18 protein-coding genes are annotated in these 18,435 nt (G+C 69.0%); 13 read left to right on the plus strand and 5 right to left on the minus strand.

Features of this window, described 5'->3' with window-relative positions; all coding sequences use genetic code 11:
• The first annotated feature begins 68 nt into the window (after positions 1 to 68).
• From RZE79_RS09350 to mrdA, 13 genes are all read left to right on the plus strand, one after another.
• Positions 69 to 1,124: a TRAP transporter substrate-binding protein gene (locus RZE79_RS09350; protein WP_153285311.1), complete on the plus strand. Its 1,056-nt coding sequence runs from the start codon at positions 69 to 71 to the stop codon at positions 1,122 to 1,124.
• Complete coding sequence (locus RZE79_RS09355) at positions 1,121 to 1,774, plus strand: TRAP transporter small permease (RefSeq protein ID WP_319360117.1); 654 nt, start codon at positions 1,121 to 1,123, stop codon at positions 1,772 to 1,774. The genes RZE79_RS09350 and RZE79_RS09355 overlap by 4 nt, the downstream gene beginning before the upstream one ends.
• On the plus strand, positions 1,771 to 3,063 hold the full coding sequence (locus RZE79_RS09360; protein WP_153285309.1) for a TRAP transporter large permease: 1,293 nt from the start codon (positions 1,771 to 1,773) through the stop codon (positions 3,061 to 3,063). Before RZE79_RS09355 ends, RZE79_RS09360 begins: the two co-directional genes overlap by 4 nt.
• Before the next feature lie 11 nt (positions 3,064 to 3,074).
• On the plus strand, positions 3,075 to 4,460 hold the full coding sequence (locus tag RZE79_RS09365; protein WP_319360120.1) for an amidase: 1,386 nt from the start codon (positions 3,075 to 3,077) through the stop codon (positions 4,458 to 4,460).
• Positions 4,436 to 5,230 carry a fumarylacetoacetate hydrolase family protein gene (locus RZE79_RS09370; protein WP_319360122.1) on the plus strand — a complete coding sequence of 265 codons (795 nt, stop codon included), beginning with the start codon at positions 4,436 to 4,438 and terminating at the stop codon, positions 5,228 to 5,230. The genes RZE79_RS09365 and RZE79_RS09370 overlap by 25 nt, the downstream gene beginning before the upstream one ends.
• Positions 5,231 to 5,271: 41 nt before the next feature.
• Positions 5,272 to 6,042 (plus strand): fumarylacetoacetate hydrolase family protein, encoded by a 771-nt coding sequence (locus RZE79_RS09375; protein WP_319360124.1) that lies wholly within the window; start codon positions 5,272 to 5,274, stop codon positions 6,040 to 6,042.
• A 44-nt stretch (positions 6,043 to 6,086) separates the two neighbouring features.
• The gene (locus RZE79_RS09380) at positions 6,087 to 7,313 is read left to right on the plus strand and encodes an aminotransferase class V-fold PLP-dependent enzyme (RefSeq protein WP_319360125.1); all 1,227 of its coding nucleotides are present in this window, start codon (positions 6,087 to 6,089) and stop codon (positions 7,311 to 7,313) included.
• A gap of 218 nt (positions 7,314 to 7,531) precedes the next feature.
• Positions 7,532 to 8,869, plus strand: a complete 1,338-nt coding sequence (locus RZE79_RS09385) for an MFS transporter (protein ID WP_373696547.1) — start codon at positions 7,532 to 7,534, stop codon at positions 8,867 to 8,869.
• Between the two features lie 20 nt (positions 8,870 to 8,889).
• Positions 8,890 to 9,618, plus strand: a complete 729-nt coding sequence (locus RZE79_RS09390; protein WP_319360126.1) for an aspartate/glutamate racemase family protein — start codon at positions 8,890 to 8,892, stop codon at positions 9,616 to 9,618.
• A 46-nt stretch (positions 9,619 to 9,664) separates the two neighbouring features.
• Positions 9,665 to 11,092 carry a dihydropyrimidinase gene (hydA, locus tag RZE79_RS09395; RefSeq protein ID WP_319360128.1) on the plus strand — a complete coding sequence of 476 codons (1,428 nt, stop codon included), beginning with the start codon at positions 9,665 to 9,667 and terminating at the stop codon, positions 11,090 to 11,092.
• 22 nt (positions 11,093 to 11,114) lie between these two features.
• A complete protein-coding gene (locus tag RZE79_RS09400) occupies positions 11,115 to 11,876 on the plus strand; it encodes an aspartate/glutamate racemase family protein (protein ID WP_319360130.1) in 762 nt (253 codons plus the stop codon).
• A 58-nt stretch (positions 11,877 to 11,934) separates the two neighbouring features.
• Positions 11,935 to 12,678 carry a GntR family transcriptional regulator gene (locus RZE79_RS09405; protein WP_319360132.1) on the plus strand — a complete coding sequence of 248 codons (744 nt, stop codon included), beginning with the start codon at positions 11,935 to 11,937 and terminating at the stop codon, positions 12,676 to 12,678.
• 186 nt (positions 12,679 to 12,864) lie between these two features.
• Complete coding sequence (gene mrdA, locus RZE79_RS09410) at positions 12,865 to 14,841, plus strand: penicillin-binding protein 2 (RefSeq protein ID WP_319360134.1); 1,977 nt, start codon at positions 12,865 to 12,867, stop codon at positions 14,839 to 14,841.
• Positions 14,842 to 14,887: 46 nt separating this feature from the next.
• Here mrdA and RZE79_RS09415 read toward each other — a convergent pair whose 3' ends face one another.
• From RZE79_RS09415 to RZE79_RS09435, 5 genes are all read right to left on the minus strand, one after another.
• A complete protein-coding gene (locus RZE79_RS09415; protein WP_319360136.1) occupies positions 14,888 to 15,799 on the minus strand; it encodes an arginase family protein in 912 nt (303 codons plus the stop codon).
• Positions 15,796 to 16,380: a YSC84-related protein gene (locus RZE79_RS09420; RefSeq protein ID WP_153285300.1), complete on the minus strand. Its 585-nt coding sequence runs from the start codon at positions 16,378 to 16,380 to the stop codon at positions 15,796 to 15,798. The genes RZE79_RS09415 and RZE79_RS09420 overlap by 4 nt, the downstream gene beginning before the upstream one ends.
• A gap of 58 nt (positions 16,381 to 16,438) precedes the next feature.
• Complete coding sequence (locus RZE79_RS09425; protein WP_153285299.1) at positions 16,439 to 16,864, minus strand: CBS domain-containing protein; 426 nt, start codon at positions 16,862 to 16,864, stop codon at positions 16,439 to 16,441.
• A gap of 214 nt (positions 16,865 to 17,078) precedes the next feature.
• Entirely contained in the window at positions 17,079 to 17,423 is a 345-nt protein-coding gene (locus RZE79_RS09430) for a nuclear transport factor 2 family protein (protein WP_319360141.1), read from the minus strand.
• Positions 17,413 to 18,312 carry a nucleotidyltransferase gene (locus RZE79_RS09435; RefSeq protein ID WP_319360143.1) on the minus strand — a complete coding sequence of 300 codons (900 nt, stop codon included), beginning with the start codon at positions 18,310 to 18,312 and terminating at the stop codon, positions 17,413 to 17,415. Before RZE79_RS09435 ends, RZE79_RS09430 begins: the two co-directional genes overlap by 11 nt.
• Positions 18,313 to 18,435: the final 123 nt, after the last annotated feature.

Raw genomic sequence — 18,435 nt, forward strand, 5'->3', positions numbered from 1 at the left:
GATTCAATGGCACGTCTTTCTTTCGATGCCGCCCCGTTCCTTCCCACTTACCTCTGCTGGAGTTTTTCATGCCGTTCCACCTTCGCCTCAAGTCCTTCGCCACAGTTGCCTTGGCCGTGGTGCTCGCGTTGCCCGCGGCCCACGCGCAAGACCGCATCAAGATGAAAGCCATCGGCCAGCCGCTGGCCACCGGCCTGCTCCAGAAGAACAAGGAGCAGCCCTTCTTCGAGAACTTCGCGGCCCGCACCGGGTTGCCGATCGACGTCGACTACAAGCCCATCGACACGCTGGGCATCAAGGACACCGAGCAGCTGCGCGTGATGAAGGCAGGCCTGTTCGACATCGTGTCGCTGCGCGTGTCGCAGAACTCGCGCGACGAGCCCACCATCCTCGGCCTGGACCTGGTCGGCGCGGCGCCCGACTACGCCACGGGCCGCAAGGTGGCCAAGGCCTACTTCGACACGGTCGATGCGCGCCTGCAGGCGCAGTTCGGCGTGAAGCTGCTGGCCGTGTGGCCCTTCGGCCCGCAGATTCTTTTCTGCAAGAAGCCGATCGCCAAGCTGGCCGACATCAAGGGCCTGAAGGTCCGCGTGTACGACCAGAACCTGGCCAAGTTCATCGAGATGGTGGGCGGCACGCCGGTGCCGGTGTCGTTCGCCGACACGCACCAGTCGCTGTCGCTGGGCGTGGTCGATTGCGCCATCACCGGGCCCAGCTCGGCCAACTCGGCGGGCTGGCCGGAGGTGACGACGCACCAGATGCCGATCGGCTTCCAGATGGCCCTGAACGGCTACGGCATGACGATGAAGTCGTGGAACGCGCTGGCGCCCGATGCCAAGGTCAAGATGAAGCAGGCCTTCGACACGCTGAGCGACGACATGTGGACGTACTCCGAAGAGCTCTTCAAGGATGCGCTGAACTGCAACGCCGGCAAGGACCCGTGCACCACCGGCAAGAAGTTCAAGCTGGTCGATGTGCCCGTCGCGCCCGCCGACACCGAACTGCTGCGCGGCGCGGTCACCAAGGTGTCGCTGCCGGTGTGGGCCGAGGTGTGCAACAAGTCGAACCCCACCTGCCTGAAGACCTGGCAGGCGACGGTGGCACCGGTGCTGGGCCTGCAATGAACAGCGTCGCCATGACCCGCGACCGGCAATCCGCCACGGCGGCCTCTGCGCACACCCGGCGCGCCGACTTCAGGACCCGCATGGAGACCGTGCTGGCCACGGCCTTCGGCGCGATCTTCCTGGGGCTGGCCTTCGTCGTCGCCATCGAGACGATCTCGCGCAAGCTGTTCAACATCTCGCTGCAGGGCGCCGACGAGCTGGGCGGCTATGCGCTGGCGGTCGGCTCCACGCTGGCCTTCAGCCTGTCGCTCCTGGGGCGCAACCACATCCGCGTGGACGTGTTCCACGAGCGCTTCCCGCCGCGCGTGCAGGCGCTGCTGAATTGGCTCTCGATCGTCTCGCTGGCGGTGTTCTCGCTGTTCATCGCCTGGGTCGCGTTCAAGGTGATCCAGGACACGACGGCCTACCGCAGCACCGCGCAGACGCCCTGGGCCACGCCGCTGATCATTCCGCAGGGCGTGTGGTACGCGGGCCTGGTGATCTTCGCGGGCGTGGCCTGCGCGCTGGCCTGGCGCGCGACGCGGCTGCTGGCCAGCGGCGACATCCGCACGCTGAACAGCGACTTCCATCCGAAGAGCGCGAAGGAAGAGCTCAAGGAAGAACTCGACGACCTCAAGGCACGGCAGCAGGCCGAAGGAGCCGCACCATGAACATTGCCCTGATCGGATTCGCATTCTTCGCGATGCTCGCCCTGATGCTGCTCGGCCTGCCGATTGCGGTGTCGATGGCGGCCATCGGCATCATCGGCGGCATTGCCGCCTACGGCGCGCCGTTCATGGACTCGATCGCGCCGGTCGTGTGGGGCGTGCAGAACGAGAGCCTGCTCACCTCGGTGCCGCTGTTCGTGCTGCTCGGCGAGCTGCTGCTGCGCTCGGGCATCGCCGACCGCATGTACATCGCGCTGTCGGCGTGGCTGGGCCGCCTGCCGGGCGGGCTGCTGCACACCAACATCGGCAGCTGCGCGCTGTTCGCGGCGACCTCGGGCTCGTCGGTCGCCACCGCGGCCACGGTCGGCACGGTGGCGCTGCCGTCGCTGCAGCGGCGCGGCTACCCGATGCGCGCGTCGCTGGGCAGCCTGGCCGCGGGCGGCACGCTGGGCATCCTGATTCCGCCGAGCGTGAACATGATCGTGTACGGCTCGCTCACCAACAACTCGATCGGCAAGCTGTTCGTGGCCGGCATCATCCCGGGCCTGCTGCTCACGCTGAGCTTCATGCTGTGGATCGCCATCTCGAGCCTGGCCAGCGGCAACGCGATGCGCGAGCCCAAGGTGCCGCTGCGCGAACGGCTGCGCGTGCTGGTGCACCTGGTGCCGCCGGCGGTGGTGTTCGGCATCGTGATGGGGAGCCTGTACTTCGGCATCGCCACGGCGGCCGAGAGTGCGGCGCTGGGCGTGCTCGCGGCACTGGGCTTCGTCTGGCAGTCGGGCAAGCTCAACTGGGAGCTGCTGCGCAACTGCTTCATCTCGACGGCGCGCGTGAGCGGCATGATCCTGCTGATCGTCGTGGCCGCCTTCATCCTCAACCTGACGGTGAGCCTCACGGGCGTGGCCGAAGCGATGACGAAGTGGGTCGCGAGCCAGGGCCTGTCGGCCACCGGGCTGATCCTGGCGCTCATCGTGTTCTACCTGGTCCTGGGCATGTTCATGGACGTGCTGTCGATGCAGGTGGCGACGATCCCGATCACCTACCCGATCGCGATTGCCGTGGGCATCGACCCGATCTGGTTCGGCATCTTCATCGTGCTGATGTGCGAGCTGGGCCTGATCACGCCGCCGGTGGGCATGAACCTGTTCGTGGTGCACGGCATCCGTCCCGACAAGGGCGGCATCCAGGACGCGATCTGGGGTGCGCTGCCGTACGCGCTGATCATGATCGCGTTCACGCTGCTGCTGATGGCCGTGCCGCAGCTGGTGACGTGGCTGCCGGCGCACATGTGAGGCACGCCCCGATGCACACCACCACACCGCTCTGGCAACTCGATGCGGCGCAGCTCGCGGCCGGCTATCGCGAGGCGGCGTTCACCCCGGCCGACGCGCTGCATGCCTGCCTGCAGCGCAGCGCCGAGGTCAACCCGCGGCTCAACGCACTCATCACGCTCGACAGCGAAGGCGCCACGCACGCGGCCGGGCAAAGCACCGCGCGCTGGCGCAGCGGCCGGGCGCTGGGCGCGCTCGACGGCGTGCCCGTCACCATCAAGGACAACCTGCAGGTGCGCGGCCTGCCGACGCACTGGGGCAGCCGCGCGCTGGCCGGCGGCGTGGCCGAGCGCGACGAGCTGCCGGTGGCGAAGCTGCGCGAAGCCGGCGCCGTGATCTTCGGCAAGACCAACGTGCCCGAGTTCACGATGCAGGGCTACACCGACAACCCGGTGTTCGGCCCCACCGGCAACCCGTGGGACCCGACGCTCACGCCCGGCGGTTCGTCGGGCGGCGCGGTGGCACTGGTGGCCGCCGGCGGCTGCCCGATCGCGCTGGGCACCGACGGCGGCGGTTCGATCCGCCGGCCGGCCTCGCACACCAACCTCGTCGGCTTCAAGCCTTCGCGCGGACGCGTGCCGCGCGGCGATGGGCTGCCGCCGATTTTTCTCGGCTTCGAGGTCGCGGGCCCGATCGCGCGCAGCGTGGCCGACGTGGCCGCGGTGATGCAGGTGATCGGCGACCGGCCGGTGGAAGAGGGCGCGGGCCCGCAACGCGCGCGCATTCTTTTCATTCCGCGCTTCGGCGATCACCCGGTCGATCCGCAGATCGCGGCGCTGACCGAAGCGACCGCGCGCCACATGGCGGCGCTCGGCCACGAGGTCACGACGGCGCAGGACTTCGGCCTCGTCGAGGCCGTCAACCAGCGCTGGCCGCTGCTGGCGCAGGTCGGGCTGGCCTGGCTGGTGGCGCATCCGCAGGAGCTGTCGAGCCGGCCCTTCGATCCGTCGCTGTTCGGCCCCGCGATGCAGGCCAATGCCGAGAACGGCCGCAAGGCCGGCGCGTCGGAATTGTTCGAGCTGCTGTACGAGGCCGAGCGCTTGCGCAACACGCTCGCGCAGCTGTTCGACCGCTACGACTTCCTGCTCACGCCCGCGGCCGCCGCGTTGCCGTGGCCGGCCCGCGAGACGCACCCGACGCGGATCGACGGGCGCGAGGTCGGCCCGCGCGGCCACGCGGTGTTCGCCGGCTTCGCGAACGCCGTGGGCCTGCCCGCCATCGCGTTGCCCTGCGGCTTTGCGGGATCGATGCCCGTCGGCGTGCAGCTCGTGGCGCGCGAAGGGGCGGACGACGCCTTGCTCGCGCTGGCGCGCTCGTTCGAACAGGCCCATCCGTGGCTGCGCTTCCCCGTGTTGTGACGCTGGCCGAGGCCGTCGCGCCGCAGCTCTTGCCGGCCGAGGCCGCGCAGGCGCTGTGCCGCGCGCGGCGCGACGGCCGGCGCGTGATGTCCTCGCTGCTGCCGCTGCACGACTGGCGCGCGGCCTACACCATCCAGGACGCGACGCTGGCGGCGCTCGGCGCGGTCGGCGGCTGGAAGGTCGGCGCGAGTGCGCCGGGCCGCGAGCCCGTGTGCGCGCCGCTGCCGGCCGAAGGGCTGGTGGCGGGCGGCGCGTCGCTGGTCGGTGGCGCATGGCATCTGCGCGGCGTCGAGGCCGAGATTGCATTTCGCCTCGGCGCCGACCTGCCGCCGCGCGCAGCGCCCTACACGCGCGACGAGGTCGCCGATGCCATCGCGTCGGTGCTGCCCGTGATCGAGGTGGCGGAAACCCGGCTGGTCGACTGGCTCGACGCCAGCCCCTCGGCACTGCTGGCCGACCTGTTGTGCCACGGCGGCCTGGTGCTCGGCGAGCCCGTGCCTTTCGAGCGCGCGTGGCTCGATCTGGCACAGACCGAGGTCGTGATGCATTTCGACGAGCAGGTCGTGGCCCACACGGTCGGGGAGCACACGCACCCCGACGTCGGCGCGCTGCTCGTGTGGCTGGCCAACCAGGGCGCGGCCCGGGGCGAAGGCCTGCGGGCCGGCCAGGTCGTGACGACCGGTTCGTGCACCGGCATGTTGTTCGCCTCGCAGGGCACGGCCGTGCGGGTGCAGGTGAAGGGGCTCGCGCCGTTGCGCGCGAGCTTCTGAATGTCTTGTTCTTTTTTCTGGGATCACTGGAGGCCACCGACATGTCCCTTTCAAGAATCGAAGTTGTCGCCGGCGCGCTGGTTCGTGCGCGCGGTGAACACGTCGCGTGTCCGGCGGCAGAAGTGGCCGGCCTGCTCACGCAGGCCGACGATGCCTACGCCGTGCAACAGCAGGTGGCGCAGGCGCTCGGCTGGTTCGGCATGGCACCGCCTCGCTACTGGAAAGCCGGCGGTCCGTCGCGCGATGCGGTGCTGACCCACGCACCGCTGCCGCCGCGCGGCGTGTGGCCCAGCCCGGCAACGGCGGGCGACTGGCCGTTCCACATGCGCGGCATCGAGGCCGAGATCGCGCTGCGGATCGGGCGTGATGTCGATGCGGCGTTGGCATCTGCGCTGGATGTCGACAGCGCACGCGCCCTGATCGATGCGATGGCGGTGTCGATCGAAGTCGTCGATTCGCGCTGGCAGGAAGCCATCGACGCGCCCGCGCTGTGCAAGCTGGCCGACCTGCAATCGCACGGCGCGCTGGTGCTCGGCGAGTGGGTGCCTTTCGTGGCCCGCGACTGGGCCGCGCAGGCCTGCGAAGTGCGCATCGGCGCGCGCGCCACCGTGATGCGCCGCGGCACGCATTCGCTCGGCGACCCCGCCTGGCTGCTGCCCGTGTGGCTGCGCCATGCCACGCGCCACGGCGAGACCGTCGCGGCCGGCACGGTGGTCACGACCGGCACGTGGGTCGGCATTCTGGAAGCGGGCGAGGGCGACCTCGTCACCGCTGAATTCCCGGGCATCGGCCACGCGTCGGTGCAGCTCTAGAACCTTTCAATCCCCCAACCAGAACACAGAACGGAGACACATCCATGATCGCGCTCGACAACCATCCCAGCGGCCGCCACTTCCTGCAGATCCCGGGCCCCAGCCCCGTGCCTGACCGCATCCTGCGGGCCATCAGCCTGCCGACCATCGACCACCGCGGGCCCGAGTTCGCCACGCTGGGCAAGAAGGTCATCAGCGGGCTGCAGCAGGTGTTCCAGACCCGGCACCCGGTCGTCGTCTATCCCGCGTCGGGCACCGGCGCGTGGGAGGCGGCGCTGGTCAACGTGATGAGCCCCGGCGACCACGTGCTGATGTTCGAGACCGGCCACTTCGCCACGCTGTGGCAGAAGATGGCGCGCCGGCTCGGCCTGGAGCCCGAGTTCCTCGCGCTCGAAGGCAGCGACGAAACCGGCCTGCCGCGCAGCTGGCGCCACGGCGTGCAGGCCGACCTCATCGAGCAGCGCCTGCGCCAGGACACCACGCACCACATCAAGGCCGTGTGCGTGGTGCACAACGAAACCTCGACCGGCGTCACCTCCGACATCGCGTCGGTGCGCCGCGCGATCGATGCGGCGGGCCATCCGGCGCTCTTGATGGTCGACACCATCTCGGGCCTCGCGAGCGCCGACTACCGGCACGACGAATGGGGCGTGGACGTCACCGTCAGCGGCTCGCAGAAGGGCCTCATGCTGCCGCCGGGCATCAGCTTCAACGCGGTGTCGCCCAAGGCGCTCGAGGTGGCGAAAACGGCGCGCCTGCCCAAGGCCTTCTGGGCCTGGGACGAGATCATCGAAATGAACCAGGGCGGCTACTGGCCCTACACGCCGAGCACCAACCTGCTGTACGGCCTCAGCGAGGCGCTGGACATGGTGCTCGAGCAGGGCCTGCCCGTGATCTTCGCGCGCCACCAACGCTGGGGCCGCGGCGTGCGCGCCGCCGTGCAGGCCTGGGGCCTGCCGACGCAGTGCGCCGACGCGCGCGTGCATTCGCCCGTGCTGACCGGCGTCATCACGCCGCAGGGCGTCGATGCCGATGCGCTGCGCCGCCTCATCCACCAGCGCTTCGACCTGTCGCTGGGCGCGGGCCTGGGCAAGCTCAAGGGCCGCATGTTCCGCATCGGCCACCTGGGCGACTGCAACGACCTGACGCTGATGGCCGCCTTGACCGGCGTCGAGATGGGTTTCAAGCTGGCAGGCGTGCCGGTGGCCGGCAGCGGGGTGCTGGCGGCCATGGCGTACTTTGCGGAAACACCGGCCGCCAACGCCGCGTGATCCCTCGGGAAGGGGCTGCGGGCTAGGTACTTTCCATTATCGTTAACAAGATTGTCGACATTGTTGTTGACGTTGATTTCGACAAAGCCTAAATTCCGCTCCACAGCCTCGGTGGTGCACTGGCCCGGACCAGCCCGACCCGCGACTGCAAAGTTCGTCAGCGTGCCGGGTCGTTTCCTTGCAAGCTGGCATCCGTGCCACTGCAAGGAGACAAACCGATGCAAAACACCATGACGGACGGCGCCAAGGCGACCGCCGCAGCACCTGCCTCAGCACCCGATGCCGCGCTCCAGCCCACCAAGGTGCGCTGGAAGATCTTTCTGATGATGTTGTTCCTGATCTCGATCAACTACATCGACCGGGCCTCGCTCTCGGTGGCCATGCCGCTGATCGCCAAGGAGTTCGACATCGGCCCGGCCGTGCAGGGCCTGCTGCTCAGCTCGTTCTTCTGGACCTATGCGCTGATGCAGATCCCGGGCGGCATGCTGGCCGACCGCTTCGGCCCGCGCGTCGTCATTGCCGGCGCCACCGTGGGCTGGGGCTTCTTCCAGGCCATCGCCGCCGTCTGCACGGGCTGGGTGCCTTTGCTGCTCACGCGGCTGGGCCTGGGCGCGGCCGAAGCGCCGATCTACCCCGCGGGCGGCAAGCTCAACGGCATCTGGATGACGCAGACCGAACGCGGGCGGGGCGCCACCTTGCTCGACGGCGGCGCGCCGCTGGGTGCGGCGCTGGGCGCGATCCTGATCTCGGGGCTGATCGCCTTGTTCGGCTCGTGGCGCACGGCCTTCGTCGTTGCCGGTGTCGGCACCGTGATCGCCGGCTACTTCGCTTGGAGTTACATCCGCAACCATCCGCGCCAGCATCCCGGCGTGAACGAAGCCGAGGCGCGCTACATCGAGGCCAGCCATGCCGCTGACGCCGCCAAGGAATCGGCCAACGCGAGCGGTCGCGTGCTCGACTTCTTCCGCTACCGCTCGGTGTGGGGCATGTTCTTCGGCTGGATGTGCTTCAACGCGCTGTTCTACGGCCTGCTCACGTGGATGCCCAACTACCTGTCGAAGGTGCACGGCTTCGACATCAAGCAGATGGGCGGCGCGGTGTTCATCATGTTCTTCTCGGGCTTCGTCGGCGAAATGTTCGGCGGCTGGCTGGCCGACAAATGGATGGCTGCCGGCGCGTCGCAGAGCAAGGTGCTGCGCACGCTGTTCGGCATCTCGTCGATCATCGCGACCATCGCCATCTTCATGGTGACGCAGATCACGAACCCGGTCGCCGTGGTCGTGCTGCTGTCGGTCACGCTGTTCTTCCTGCGCTGGTGCGGCCTGTTCTGGTGCGTGCCGTCGATCCTCGGCACGCGCGCCAAGGTCGGCTTCCTGGGCGGCACCATGAACCTCGGGGGCAACGTGGCGGGCATCGGCGTGCCGATCGTGGTCGGCCTGATCGTGCAGGCCACGGGCTCGTACTTCATGGCGCTCATGCTGTTCACGGCCGCCGGCGCGGGCCTCTTCGTCTGCTCGACGATGCTGATCGACTACAGCAAGAAGCTGCCGGTCTGATGCCACCCAACTCGACTCCCATGACCCCTCGCAAACTCATCGGCGTGCTCACGCCTTCGTCGAACACCGCGCTCGAGCCGCTGACCAGCGCGATGGTCGCGGGCGTGCCCGGCGTGTCGGCGCATTTCTCGCGCTTCACCGTCACCGAGATCTCGATGCGCGACGCATCGCTCAACCAGTTCGACGACCGCAAGATCCTTGAGGCCGCACGGCTGCTGGCCGATGCGCGCGTCGACACCATCTGCTGGAGCGGCACCTCGGCCAGCTGGCTCGGCTTCGAGAAAGACCAGGCGCTGTGCGCACGCATCACCAAAGCGACGGGCATTCCGGCGACCACCTCGGTGCTGGCGCTCAACGAGCTGCTGGCCGCGCAGGGCGCGCGCACGCTGGGCCTGGTGTCGCCGTACGTCGATGACGTGCAGCAGCGCATCGTTGCCAACTACGCGGGCATCGGCATCGACTGCGTGGCCGAGCGGCATCTGGACCTGACGGTGAACTTCTCGTTCAGCGAGGTTGAGCCCGACACGCTGCGCCGCATGCTGCGCGAGGTGGCGCAGCAGCGCCCCGACGCCATCACGATCATGTGCACCAACCTGAGCGGCGCACAGCTGGTCGAGGAGATGGAGCGCGAACTCGGCATCCCGATCTACGACTCGGTGGCCACCGTGGTCTGGCGCGCACTGAAGACGGTCGGCGTCGAGCCGAGCGCCGTGAAGGGCTGGGGCCGGCTGTTCGACGCGAAAGCCTGAGACCCACCGATCCCGCCAGACATAGACAGAAAAGCACAGAAAGACCATGACCTTCCGCGACCTCGATCTCGTGGTGCGCAACGCCCGCGTTGCCACCGCCAGCGACACCTTCGATTCGGACATCGGCATCCGCGACGGCCGCATCGTGCAGCTCGGCCTCGGCCTGCCGCCCGGTCGGCAGGAGATCGATGCCGCCGGCCGCTACGTGACGCCGGGCGGCGTCGATGCGCACTGCCACCTCGACCAGCCGATGGAGCCGCCGGTGCGCATGGCCGACGACTTCGACACCGGCACGCGCGCCGCGGCCTGCGGCGGCACGACCACCGTGATCCCGTTCGCCGCGCAGCAGAAGGGCCAGTCGCTGCGCGCCGCCGTGCAGGACTACCACCGGCGCGCCGAGGGCCGCGCCCACGTCGACCACGCCTTCCACCTGATCGTGAGCGACCCGACCGAAGAAGTGCTCAAGCACGAGCTGCCGCAGCTCATCGCCGAGGGCTACACCTCGTTCAAGATCTACATGACCTACGACGATCTGAAGCTGGACGACGGCCAGATCCTCGACGTGCTGTCGGTGGCAAGAGAGCAGGGCGCGATGGCCATGATCCACGCCGAGAACGCCGACTGCATCGAGTGGCTGACCAAGCGGCTCGAAGCCAACGGGCGCACGGCGCCGCGCTTTCACGCGCACTCGCGGCCGATGCTGGTGGAGCGCGAGGCGACGCACCGCGCCATTGCGCTGTCGGAGCTGGTCGACGTGCCGATCATGATCGTGCACGTGTCGGGGCGCGAAGCGGTCGAGCAGATCCGCTGGGCGCGCGCGCATGGCCTGAGCGTGTTCGCCGAAACCTGTCCGCAGTATTTGTTCCTGACCGCCGAAGACCTCGGCATCGACGACAGCTACCAGGGCGCGCGCTGCGTCTGCAGCCCGCCGCCGCGCAACCGCGAGAACCAGCAGGTGATCTGGAACGGGCTGTCCGATGGGCTCTTCACGATCTTCTCTTCGGATCACGCGCCGTTCCGCTACGACGCGCCCGAGGGCAAGAAGCCCGGCGGCGAAGAGGTCGCGTTCCGCCACATCCCCAACGGCATTCCGGGCATCGAGACGCGGCTGCCGCTGCTGTTTTCGCACGGCGTGCTCGACGGGCGCATCACCATCAACAAGTTCGTCGAGCTGACGTCCACCAACCCGGCCAAGGCCTACGGGCTGCACCCGCGCAAGGGCACGATCGCCGTCGGCGCCGATGCCGACCTCGTGGTCTGGGGCACCACGCCGCGCGCGATCCGCAATGCCGATCTGCACCACGACGTCGACTACACGCCTTATGAAGGCATCGAGGTGAAAGCCTGGCCGGCACTGACGCTGGCGCGCGGCGAGGTCGTGTGGGACGGCGAACGTTTCCATCCGCGCGCCGGACGTGGAGAATTCCTGCGCCGGGGCGAGCCCACCTTGCTGCCGAGCCGCCGACCGGCCTGAGCCTTTCGCCTGGAGACATGCCATGAACCTGCTGCTGATCAACCCCAACACCTCGCAAAGCGTCTCCGACCTGATCGCGGCCGAAGCCCGCCGCGCGGCCGCGAGCGACACGCGCATCGAGGTGCTCACGGCGCCCTTCGGCGTGGCCTACATCGAGACCCGCTTCGAATCGCTGATCGGCGCGTATGCAACCGCCACGCTCGCGGCCGAACACCACACGCGGCACGACGCCATCGTGGTCGCGGCCTTTGGCGACCCCGGCATCGACGGCCTACGCGAGGCGCTCGACATTCCCGTGGTCGGCCTCACCGAAGCCGCGTTGATGAGTGCGTGCCTGCTGGGCAAGCGCTTCTCGATCATCGCGATCTCGCGCCGCATCACGGCCTGGTACCGCGAGTGCGTGCAGGCCAACGGCCTCATCGACCGGCTCGCGAGCATCCGCAGCCTCGACGGCCCGCTCAAGGACATCGGCCACGTGCAGGACGACCACGGCCAGCGCCTGGAGGCCTTGTGCATGTCGGCCATCGAGGACGACGGCGCGGACGTGATCATCATTGCCGGCGCGCCGCTGGCGGGCCTGGCACGCTCGATCAAGGACCGCATTCCGGTGCCGGTGGTCGACGGCGTGTCGAGCGCCGTGTGCCATGCGCAGACGCTCGTGTCGCTGGCGCCCGCGCCGGCGCGGCTGGGCAGTTTTGCACCGCCGCCGATCAAGCCCAACCAGGGCCTGCCCGAGGCGCTGGCGCGGCTGCTCGCGCGCGACGGCGCACGCACCGCAGGCTGAGGTTGTGAGCCCCGTGGCGCACTGCAGCCTGGAGGGTGCGTCGATAGAATCGGCGCCGATGCCCACCAAAGCCCCAGCCCGCAAGACCAGCGCGAACGGCGCGACTGGCGCCACCGGCACGACCGGTGCCACCACCGCACGCGAACACAGCGTCGACGAGATCGCCGAAAAGATTTCGGCCGCCATCCTGGAACACCGTCTCGCGCCGGGTACGAAGCTGGGCGAGGACCGGCTGGCCACGATCTTCGCGACCAGCCGCGCCAAGGTGCGCGAGGTGTTGGCCCGGCTGGCGCATGAACAGATCGTCGAGCTGGTGCCGCAGCGCGGCGCCTTCGTCGCCAAGCCCACCATCGAGCAGGCGCAGGATGTGTTCGAGGCGCGCCGCCTCATCGAACCCGGCGTGCTGCGCCGGCTCATCCGCACGCTCGACGACGCCAAGCGGGAGCGCCTGCAACGCCACATCGAGCTCGAGGCCGACGCGCGCCGCCGCGACGACAAGCGCGCCATCGTGCGGCTGTCGGGCGAGTTCCATGTGCTGCTGGCCGAGCTGGCCGGCAACTCGGCACTGGCGCGCTCGATGCGCGAGCTGTCGGTGCTGACCTGCCTGATCATCTCGCTGTACGACGCGCCCACGGCCACCAGCTGCCGTGCCGACGAGCACGAGGAAATCGTCGCCGCCGTGAACCGCGGCGACGCCGCGCGCGCCGAGAAGCTCATGCTGCATCACCTCGACCACATCGAGCAGAGCCTGAAGCTGGACGACAGCGCCGAAGAGGTCGACCTGGAGAGCGTGTTCAGCTGAGGCGGTCGCGGGGCGCGGCGGACCCGGTGCCGCCCGGTCTGCGCAACGCTGCGCGAGGCCGGGCTGACTTCCGGGCGCATTCATTCGTCGAATGACAGCCGAGGGGCGGAACCTTCGGGCGAGGAGGGCCTCCTATCGGGCTTTTCCGCCCCTTCTGTTCCTTCCTCCCTTCTCCCCCTTCGCCAGATGAATGAAATCCGCAATGCCGCCGCCGAGCTCGCCCTTTTTCGCCGCCGCGTGGTGGTGGTCGGCTGCGCGGTGCTGTTCGGATTCGGACTGATCGGCGCACGGCTGGTCTACCTGCAGGTGGTGCGCCACGAAACGCTGTCGGACCGGGCCGAGAGCAATCGCACGGCGATCGTGCCCGTGGTTCCCAACCGCGGGCAGATCCTGGACCGCAACGGCGTGGTGCTCGCGTCCAACTACGCGGCCTACACGTTGGAGATCACGCCGTCGAAGGTGGACGACATCACCACGGTCATCGACGAGCTGGGGGCGCTGCTCGAAGTGACGCCCAAGGACCGTCGCCGCTTCCAGCGCCTGCGCGAAGATTCGCGCAGCTTCGACTCGCTTCCCATCCGCACCCGCCTGAGCGATGAAGAGGTGGCGCGCTTCGCGGCGCAGCGCTACCGCTTCCCCGGGGTGGAAATCAAGGCGCGGCTGTTCCGCAGCTATCCGCACGGCGAGGTGGGCGCGCACGTGATCGGCTACATCGGCCGCATCAACCAGCGCGAGAAGACCGCCATGGACGACTGGGCCGAAGACGAGCGCGCCAACTACCGGGGCACCGACTACATCGGCAAGGTCGGCATCGAGCAGAGCTACGAACACGCGCTGCACGGTCAGACCGGCGTGGAGCAGATGGAAACCTCGGCCGGCGGGCACGCGGTCCGCCGCCTGGCCCGTCACCCCGCCAGGCCGGGCCAGACGGTGGTGCTGTCGCTGGACATCAAGCTGCAGAAGCTGGTGGAAGACATGTTCGGCGAGCGCCGCGGCGCGCTGGTCGCCATCGACCCGAAGAGCGGCGAGGTGCTGGCCTTCGTGAGCAAGCCCACCTTCGACCCCAACCTGTTCGTCGAGGGCATCGACACGCAGAGCTGGAAGGCGCTGATCGAGTCGCCCGACAACCCGCTGCTGAACCGCGCGCTGCGCGGCACGTATCCGCCGGGCTCCACCTACAAGCCCTTCATGGCGATGGCGGCGCTGCAGACCGGCAAGCGCGCGGCCGACAAGGTGGAGAACGACCCGGGCTTCTACAACTTCGGCGGGCGCACGTTCCGCAGCCATCGGGGCGGACTGGGCGGCGTCGACATGCACCGCGCCATCCAGCTGTCGAGCAACACCTATTTCTATTCGCTGGCCGCCGAGATGGGCGTCGACCTGATCCACGACTTCATGGCGCCCCTGGGCTTCGGACAGCTCACCGGCATCGACCTGCAGGGCGAATCGCGCGGCGTGCTGCCGAGCAAGGCGTGGAAGCGCGCGGCCTACCGGCGCGCCGACATGAAGACCTGGCACCCGGGCGAGACGATTTCGCTGGGCATCGGGCAGGGCTACAACAGCTTCACGATGCTGCAACTGGCCTCGGCCAACGCCACGCTGGCGAACGGCGGCGTGCGCTTTCAGCCGCACCTGGTGCGTGCGATCCGCGACACGGCGAGCGGGCAGGTGGTGCGGCAGGTGCAGCCCCCGGCCCAGGACCTGGGCTATGCGCGCAAGCACGTCCAGGTGGTGCGCGACGCGATGGTGGCGGTCACCCGGGGCGGCACCGGCACCCGCGTGTTTGCCGGCGCCGCCTACACCTCGGCGGGCAAGACGGGCACGTCGCAGGCCGTGGGCCTGAGTGCGAAAGCGCGCGCGAGCGGCAAGGCGCTGGATGCGCGCCAGCGCGATCACGCGCTGTACATGGCGTTCGCCCCGGCCGAAGACCCGAGCATCGCGGTAGCGGCCGTCGTCGAGAACGCGGGCTTCGGCGCGGCGCATGCGGCGCCGATCGTGCGGCGGGTGTTCGACTACTGGATTGCGGACCAGTACCCGAACGACGCCGACATGGCGGCGGTCCAGGTCGGGAAGGCCGGCGCGCCCCTCGGCACGCCCCTGGTGGCCAGCGAGGTGCCGATGCGGGAGGACGATGCAGCGGCGGGTGAAGCGTCGGTGCTCTGAGGGGACGCGGAGCCTTCGGCGCACAGCCGAGGCGACCACGGGCTTTTCAGGACGCTGCTGTTCCGAACGCCGCCGCCAACACGTCGACCAGGCCGCGCCCCGCGCTGCCGTCCGCATCCAGGCGGGGGTTGTAGATGGTGACCTCCAGGCCGACGGCCTTGCCGCTCGCCAGGGCCACCCGGAGCGCGGTCGCCAGTTCGTCCCACGACAACCCGCCCGGCACGCGGAAATCGACGGCCGGCATGAGGGCGTCGTCGAGACAGTCGGCGTCCAGATGGATGAAGAAGCCGTCCAGTTCCGCTCGCGTCAGGTGCGCCACCGCTTCGCCCGCGGCGGCCTCGATGCCCATGGCGCGCACGGCGGGGAGGTCGATCGCCTTGAGTTCCTGGGGGAGCGGCTGGCTTCCGTGGTCTTCCTGGTCCTTGTGATCGCGGTAGGCGAACGCGACCGCGTCTTCGGGACGGACCAGCGGCCCGCGACCTTCGATGTCGGTGAGCTGCGGCGGCCCGTGGCCGGTGACGAAGGCCAGGTCCATCGATGCGCCTTCGCCGTGGGGTTCCGCCTCGGGCTGGAAGAAATCGGCATTGCCGTCGATGAAGAACAGGCCGTAGCGGCCTCGCCGTCGCAGCGCGAGCATCGAGCCCAGAACGACCGTGCAATCACCGCCCAGAACGATCGGAAATTCGCCCGCGTCCAGCACCGCTTCCACCGCGTCGGCGAGCCGGGGCGACCACGCCGCGATGGCGCTGGCATTCAACGTACCCGTCTCGGGATCGGGCGTGGGGTTCTTCGCCGGCACCGCCAGCCGGCCGGCGCGGCGTGCATGGAGACGCCGCGCCAGGCCGAGTGCAAGGAGCCGGTTGGGCAAGCGCTCCACCCCGTCCGTTGCCAGGCCCAGCGTGGACGGGGCTTCGACAATGGCAGGGCGCAGCGTCGGCAAGCCCATCGCAAGGCTCAAGGCCGGATTTCCGTCACCTTCGCGCCCTGCACCGAGGCACCGGCTTCCAGCCCCACATTGGTCATCACGAAAGCGACCACGGGCTGCCGGAAGGTGCTCGTGTCGATGACGCCGTTGGCGCCGTAGCGTGCCAGCGCGACGGTCGCGTCGGCGCCCACGGTCCAGCCGCGGTTCTGGCGGAACTTGTCCAGTGCCTCCTTGGAATTGAACACGTAGAAGACGGCCTTCGACTGGGCACCGGCCTGGAAGCCGATGGAGCCGGCGGTCGTGCTGTAGTAGGCCTGCGTGCGGCCACCGGTGCGCAGGGCGCCGCGCCCGTATTCGGCCCCGACACCCAGGCTGCCGCCGACCACGGAAGGAAAGACCAGCACGCCCTGGGCGCCCGCGACCATCGCGCGCGAACCGGCAACGGTGTCATAGAGCCTGGACAGCGACGCATCGACCTGGGCATCGATGGCCGATGCCGACGACGCCGGGACGTCGTTCGCCGCTCCGGTGGGCCGGGTGACCGTGCAGCCGGTCACGGCGAGGGTGGACGCGATGGCAGCGGCTGCAAGCAGGCGGGAAGGTGCGACGTGCATGGCAGATCCTCCAGGAAAGACAGAAGGGAAGGGAAGGAAGCGGTGGTGCGGGACCTTCTCAGGCCTCGACGGGTTGCGAGATGCCGCACAGCGCTTCGGTGGCCGGCTTGGCCTTGCGCTCCTTCACCGCGACATCGGCCAGCGCCAGGATGCCCACGAGCCGCTTGTCGCGGTCGACGATGGGCAGGCGCCGGACCTGGTGCTCGGCCATGAGCTGCGCCGCATGATCGACGGCGTCGTCCTCGTAGGCCCAGCGGATGCCGTCCGACATGACGTCGCGCACCTTGGCGTTGCCGTCGTGTCCCTCGGCGATGCCGCGGATGGCGATGTCCCGGTCCGAGATCGCGCCGATCATGCGGTCGTTCTCGCCCACGGGCATCATCCCGAAGTCGCCGTCGCGCATGCGTCGGGCCGCTTCGGCGATGGTGGCGTCAGGACTGATGACCTCGACATCGCGGGTCATCACAGCGTTGACTTTTCGCATCTGGAATCCTTTGAAAAAAGAGAGTGGGGCGCCGCAGTCGGCGGCAATGAATCGGGGCGCACACGGCCCGGGCCGGTGCAGGTACAGGTCTAGTCTTCTGCGCGGCCCGATCTGTAGGACAACCACCGAAAAGCCGGTGGTGCAAAGGAAGCACGCACGGGTGCCGCCTGCGCGCGATGCGCACGAGGTGCACGAGGCGCGCCGGGCGATCTCCTCACTGCGGCGTCTGATGGTGCAAGCTCAGCAGCCACGCATCGCCTTGCTTCACGTACGTCGAGCTGCACAACGCGCGGTAGGCCACGCCTTCATGCCGCGACGCCGTCACCGAATAGACCAGCATGGCCACGTGGTCGGTGGGCCGCAGCAGTTGCCGCTTTTCGAAATTGGCGTGGACCCAGCGGCTGCCGGACTGGATCGACGCCAGCGTCGCCGCGCGATCCAGCACGCCGGCGGGGGCGGGAAACACCATCAGCACGTCTTCAGACAGGTGCTGTTCGTAGAAGTCGGCGCCGGCAGACCAGAACTGTTCTTCGATGCGCCACAGGTTGTCATCGTCCATGGGAACCTCCTGCATGGGGTTGCTCCCTGTCATCAGCGGGGTCGGTGGGGTCACGCGGCGCTGCGGGAGCGTGATCGATGTCCCGCGTCCACACCGCCACGTCGCGTTCCGTCATGCCGCTGGCCGGCGTGAGGCGCACGTCGACGTAGCCGGCCTGTTCGACATCGTGCAGGTACTGCTCGCGCGACAGCAGGGTGCCTGCGCACACCTGGCGCTGCGATGGTGCAGGCGGGCCGTGCATTTCGTCGGTGAGGCGATCGATCAGGCGGGCCATCACCCAGTCGGGAATGCGGTGGCGCTCCCCGGGGTAGATGTAGCCGAACAGCGTGAGGTGCGTCAGCAGCACGCGCCAGTGCGGGCCGAAGCGCTCCAGCAGGCTGGCCCAGTCGAGCCGATCGGCGCGGGCCAGCAGCAGGTGGGCGATGTCGCCGCCGTCGTAGCGCTCGCGCTCCATGATGAAGGCCTTCGACAACAGGCTGTCCTCGACGTTGGCCACCAGCACCGGCACGCCCAGAACGTCGGCGCGGCAGTTGCCGTGGAACCAGCGCGCATCGACCGGCGTCACGCCGTTGCCAGAGTTGAAGATCAGGTCGATGAACGCATCGCCGTCGTACACCTTGGCCAGCCAGTGCGGATAGGTGAGTTCGGTGCGCCAGCCGTGCTGCTGCATCAGCTGCGCGATGCGTTCGAAGTCTTCGCGCAGGATGAACAGGTCCAAGTCTTTCGTCGCGCGGCGGATGCCCGTGTAGCAGGCCAGCGAAAAGGCGCCGCCCACCAGGAAGGGAATGCCCGCATCGCGCAGGGCACGCAGGCTGCGCCGATAGAAGTCGGCCACGCCGGGCGGAACTTCTTCCTCGAGCGAAGGGGCGAGCGTGGTGGTCGATGGCATGCGTGAAAGGTCGCGCGGCCACGGGGCGACAGGGCAAAGCCAACGGCCCCATCGCGCGTCGGCAGGCGCCTACAGCCGCTGCGGGAGGAGGCCGATGACGGCCGCGCGCGGCGGGGTACAGGC

Source organism: Variovorax sp. EBFNA2, from assembly GCF_033802765.1.
GTDB lineage: Bacteria > Pseudomonadota > Gammaproteobacteria > Burkholderiales > Burkholderiaceae_C > Variovorax > Variovorax paradoxus_H.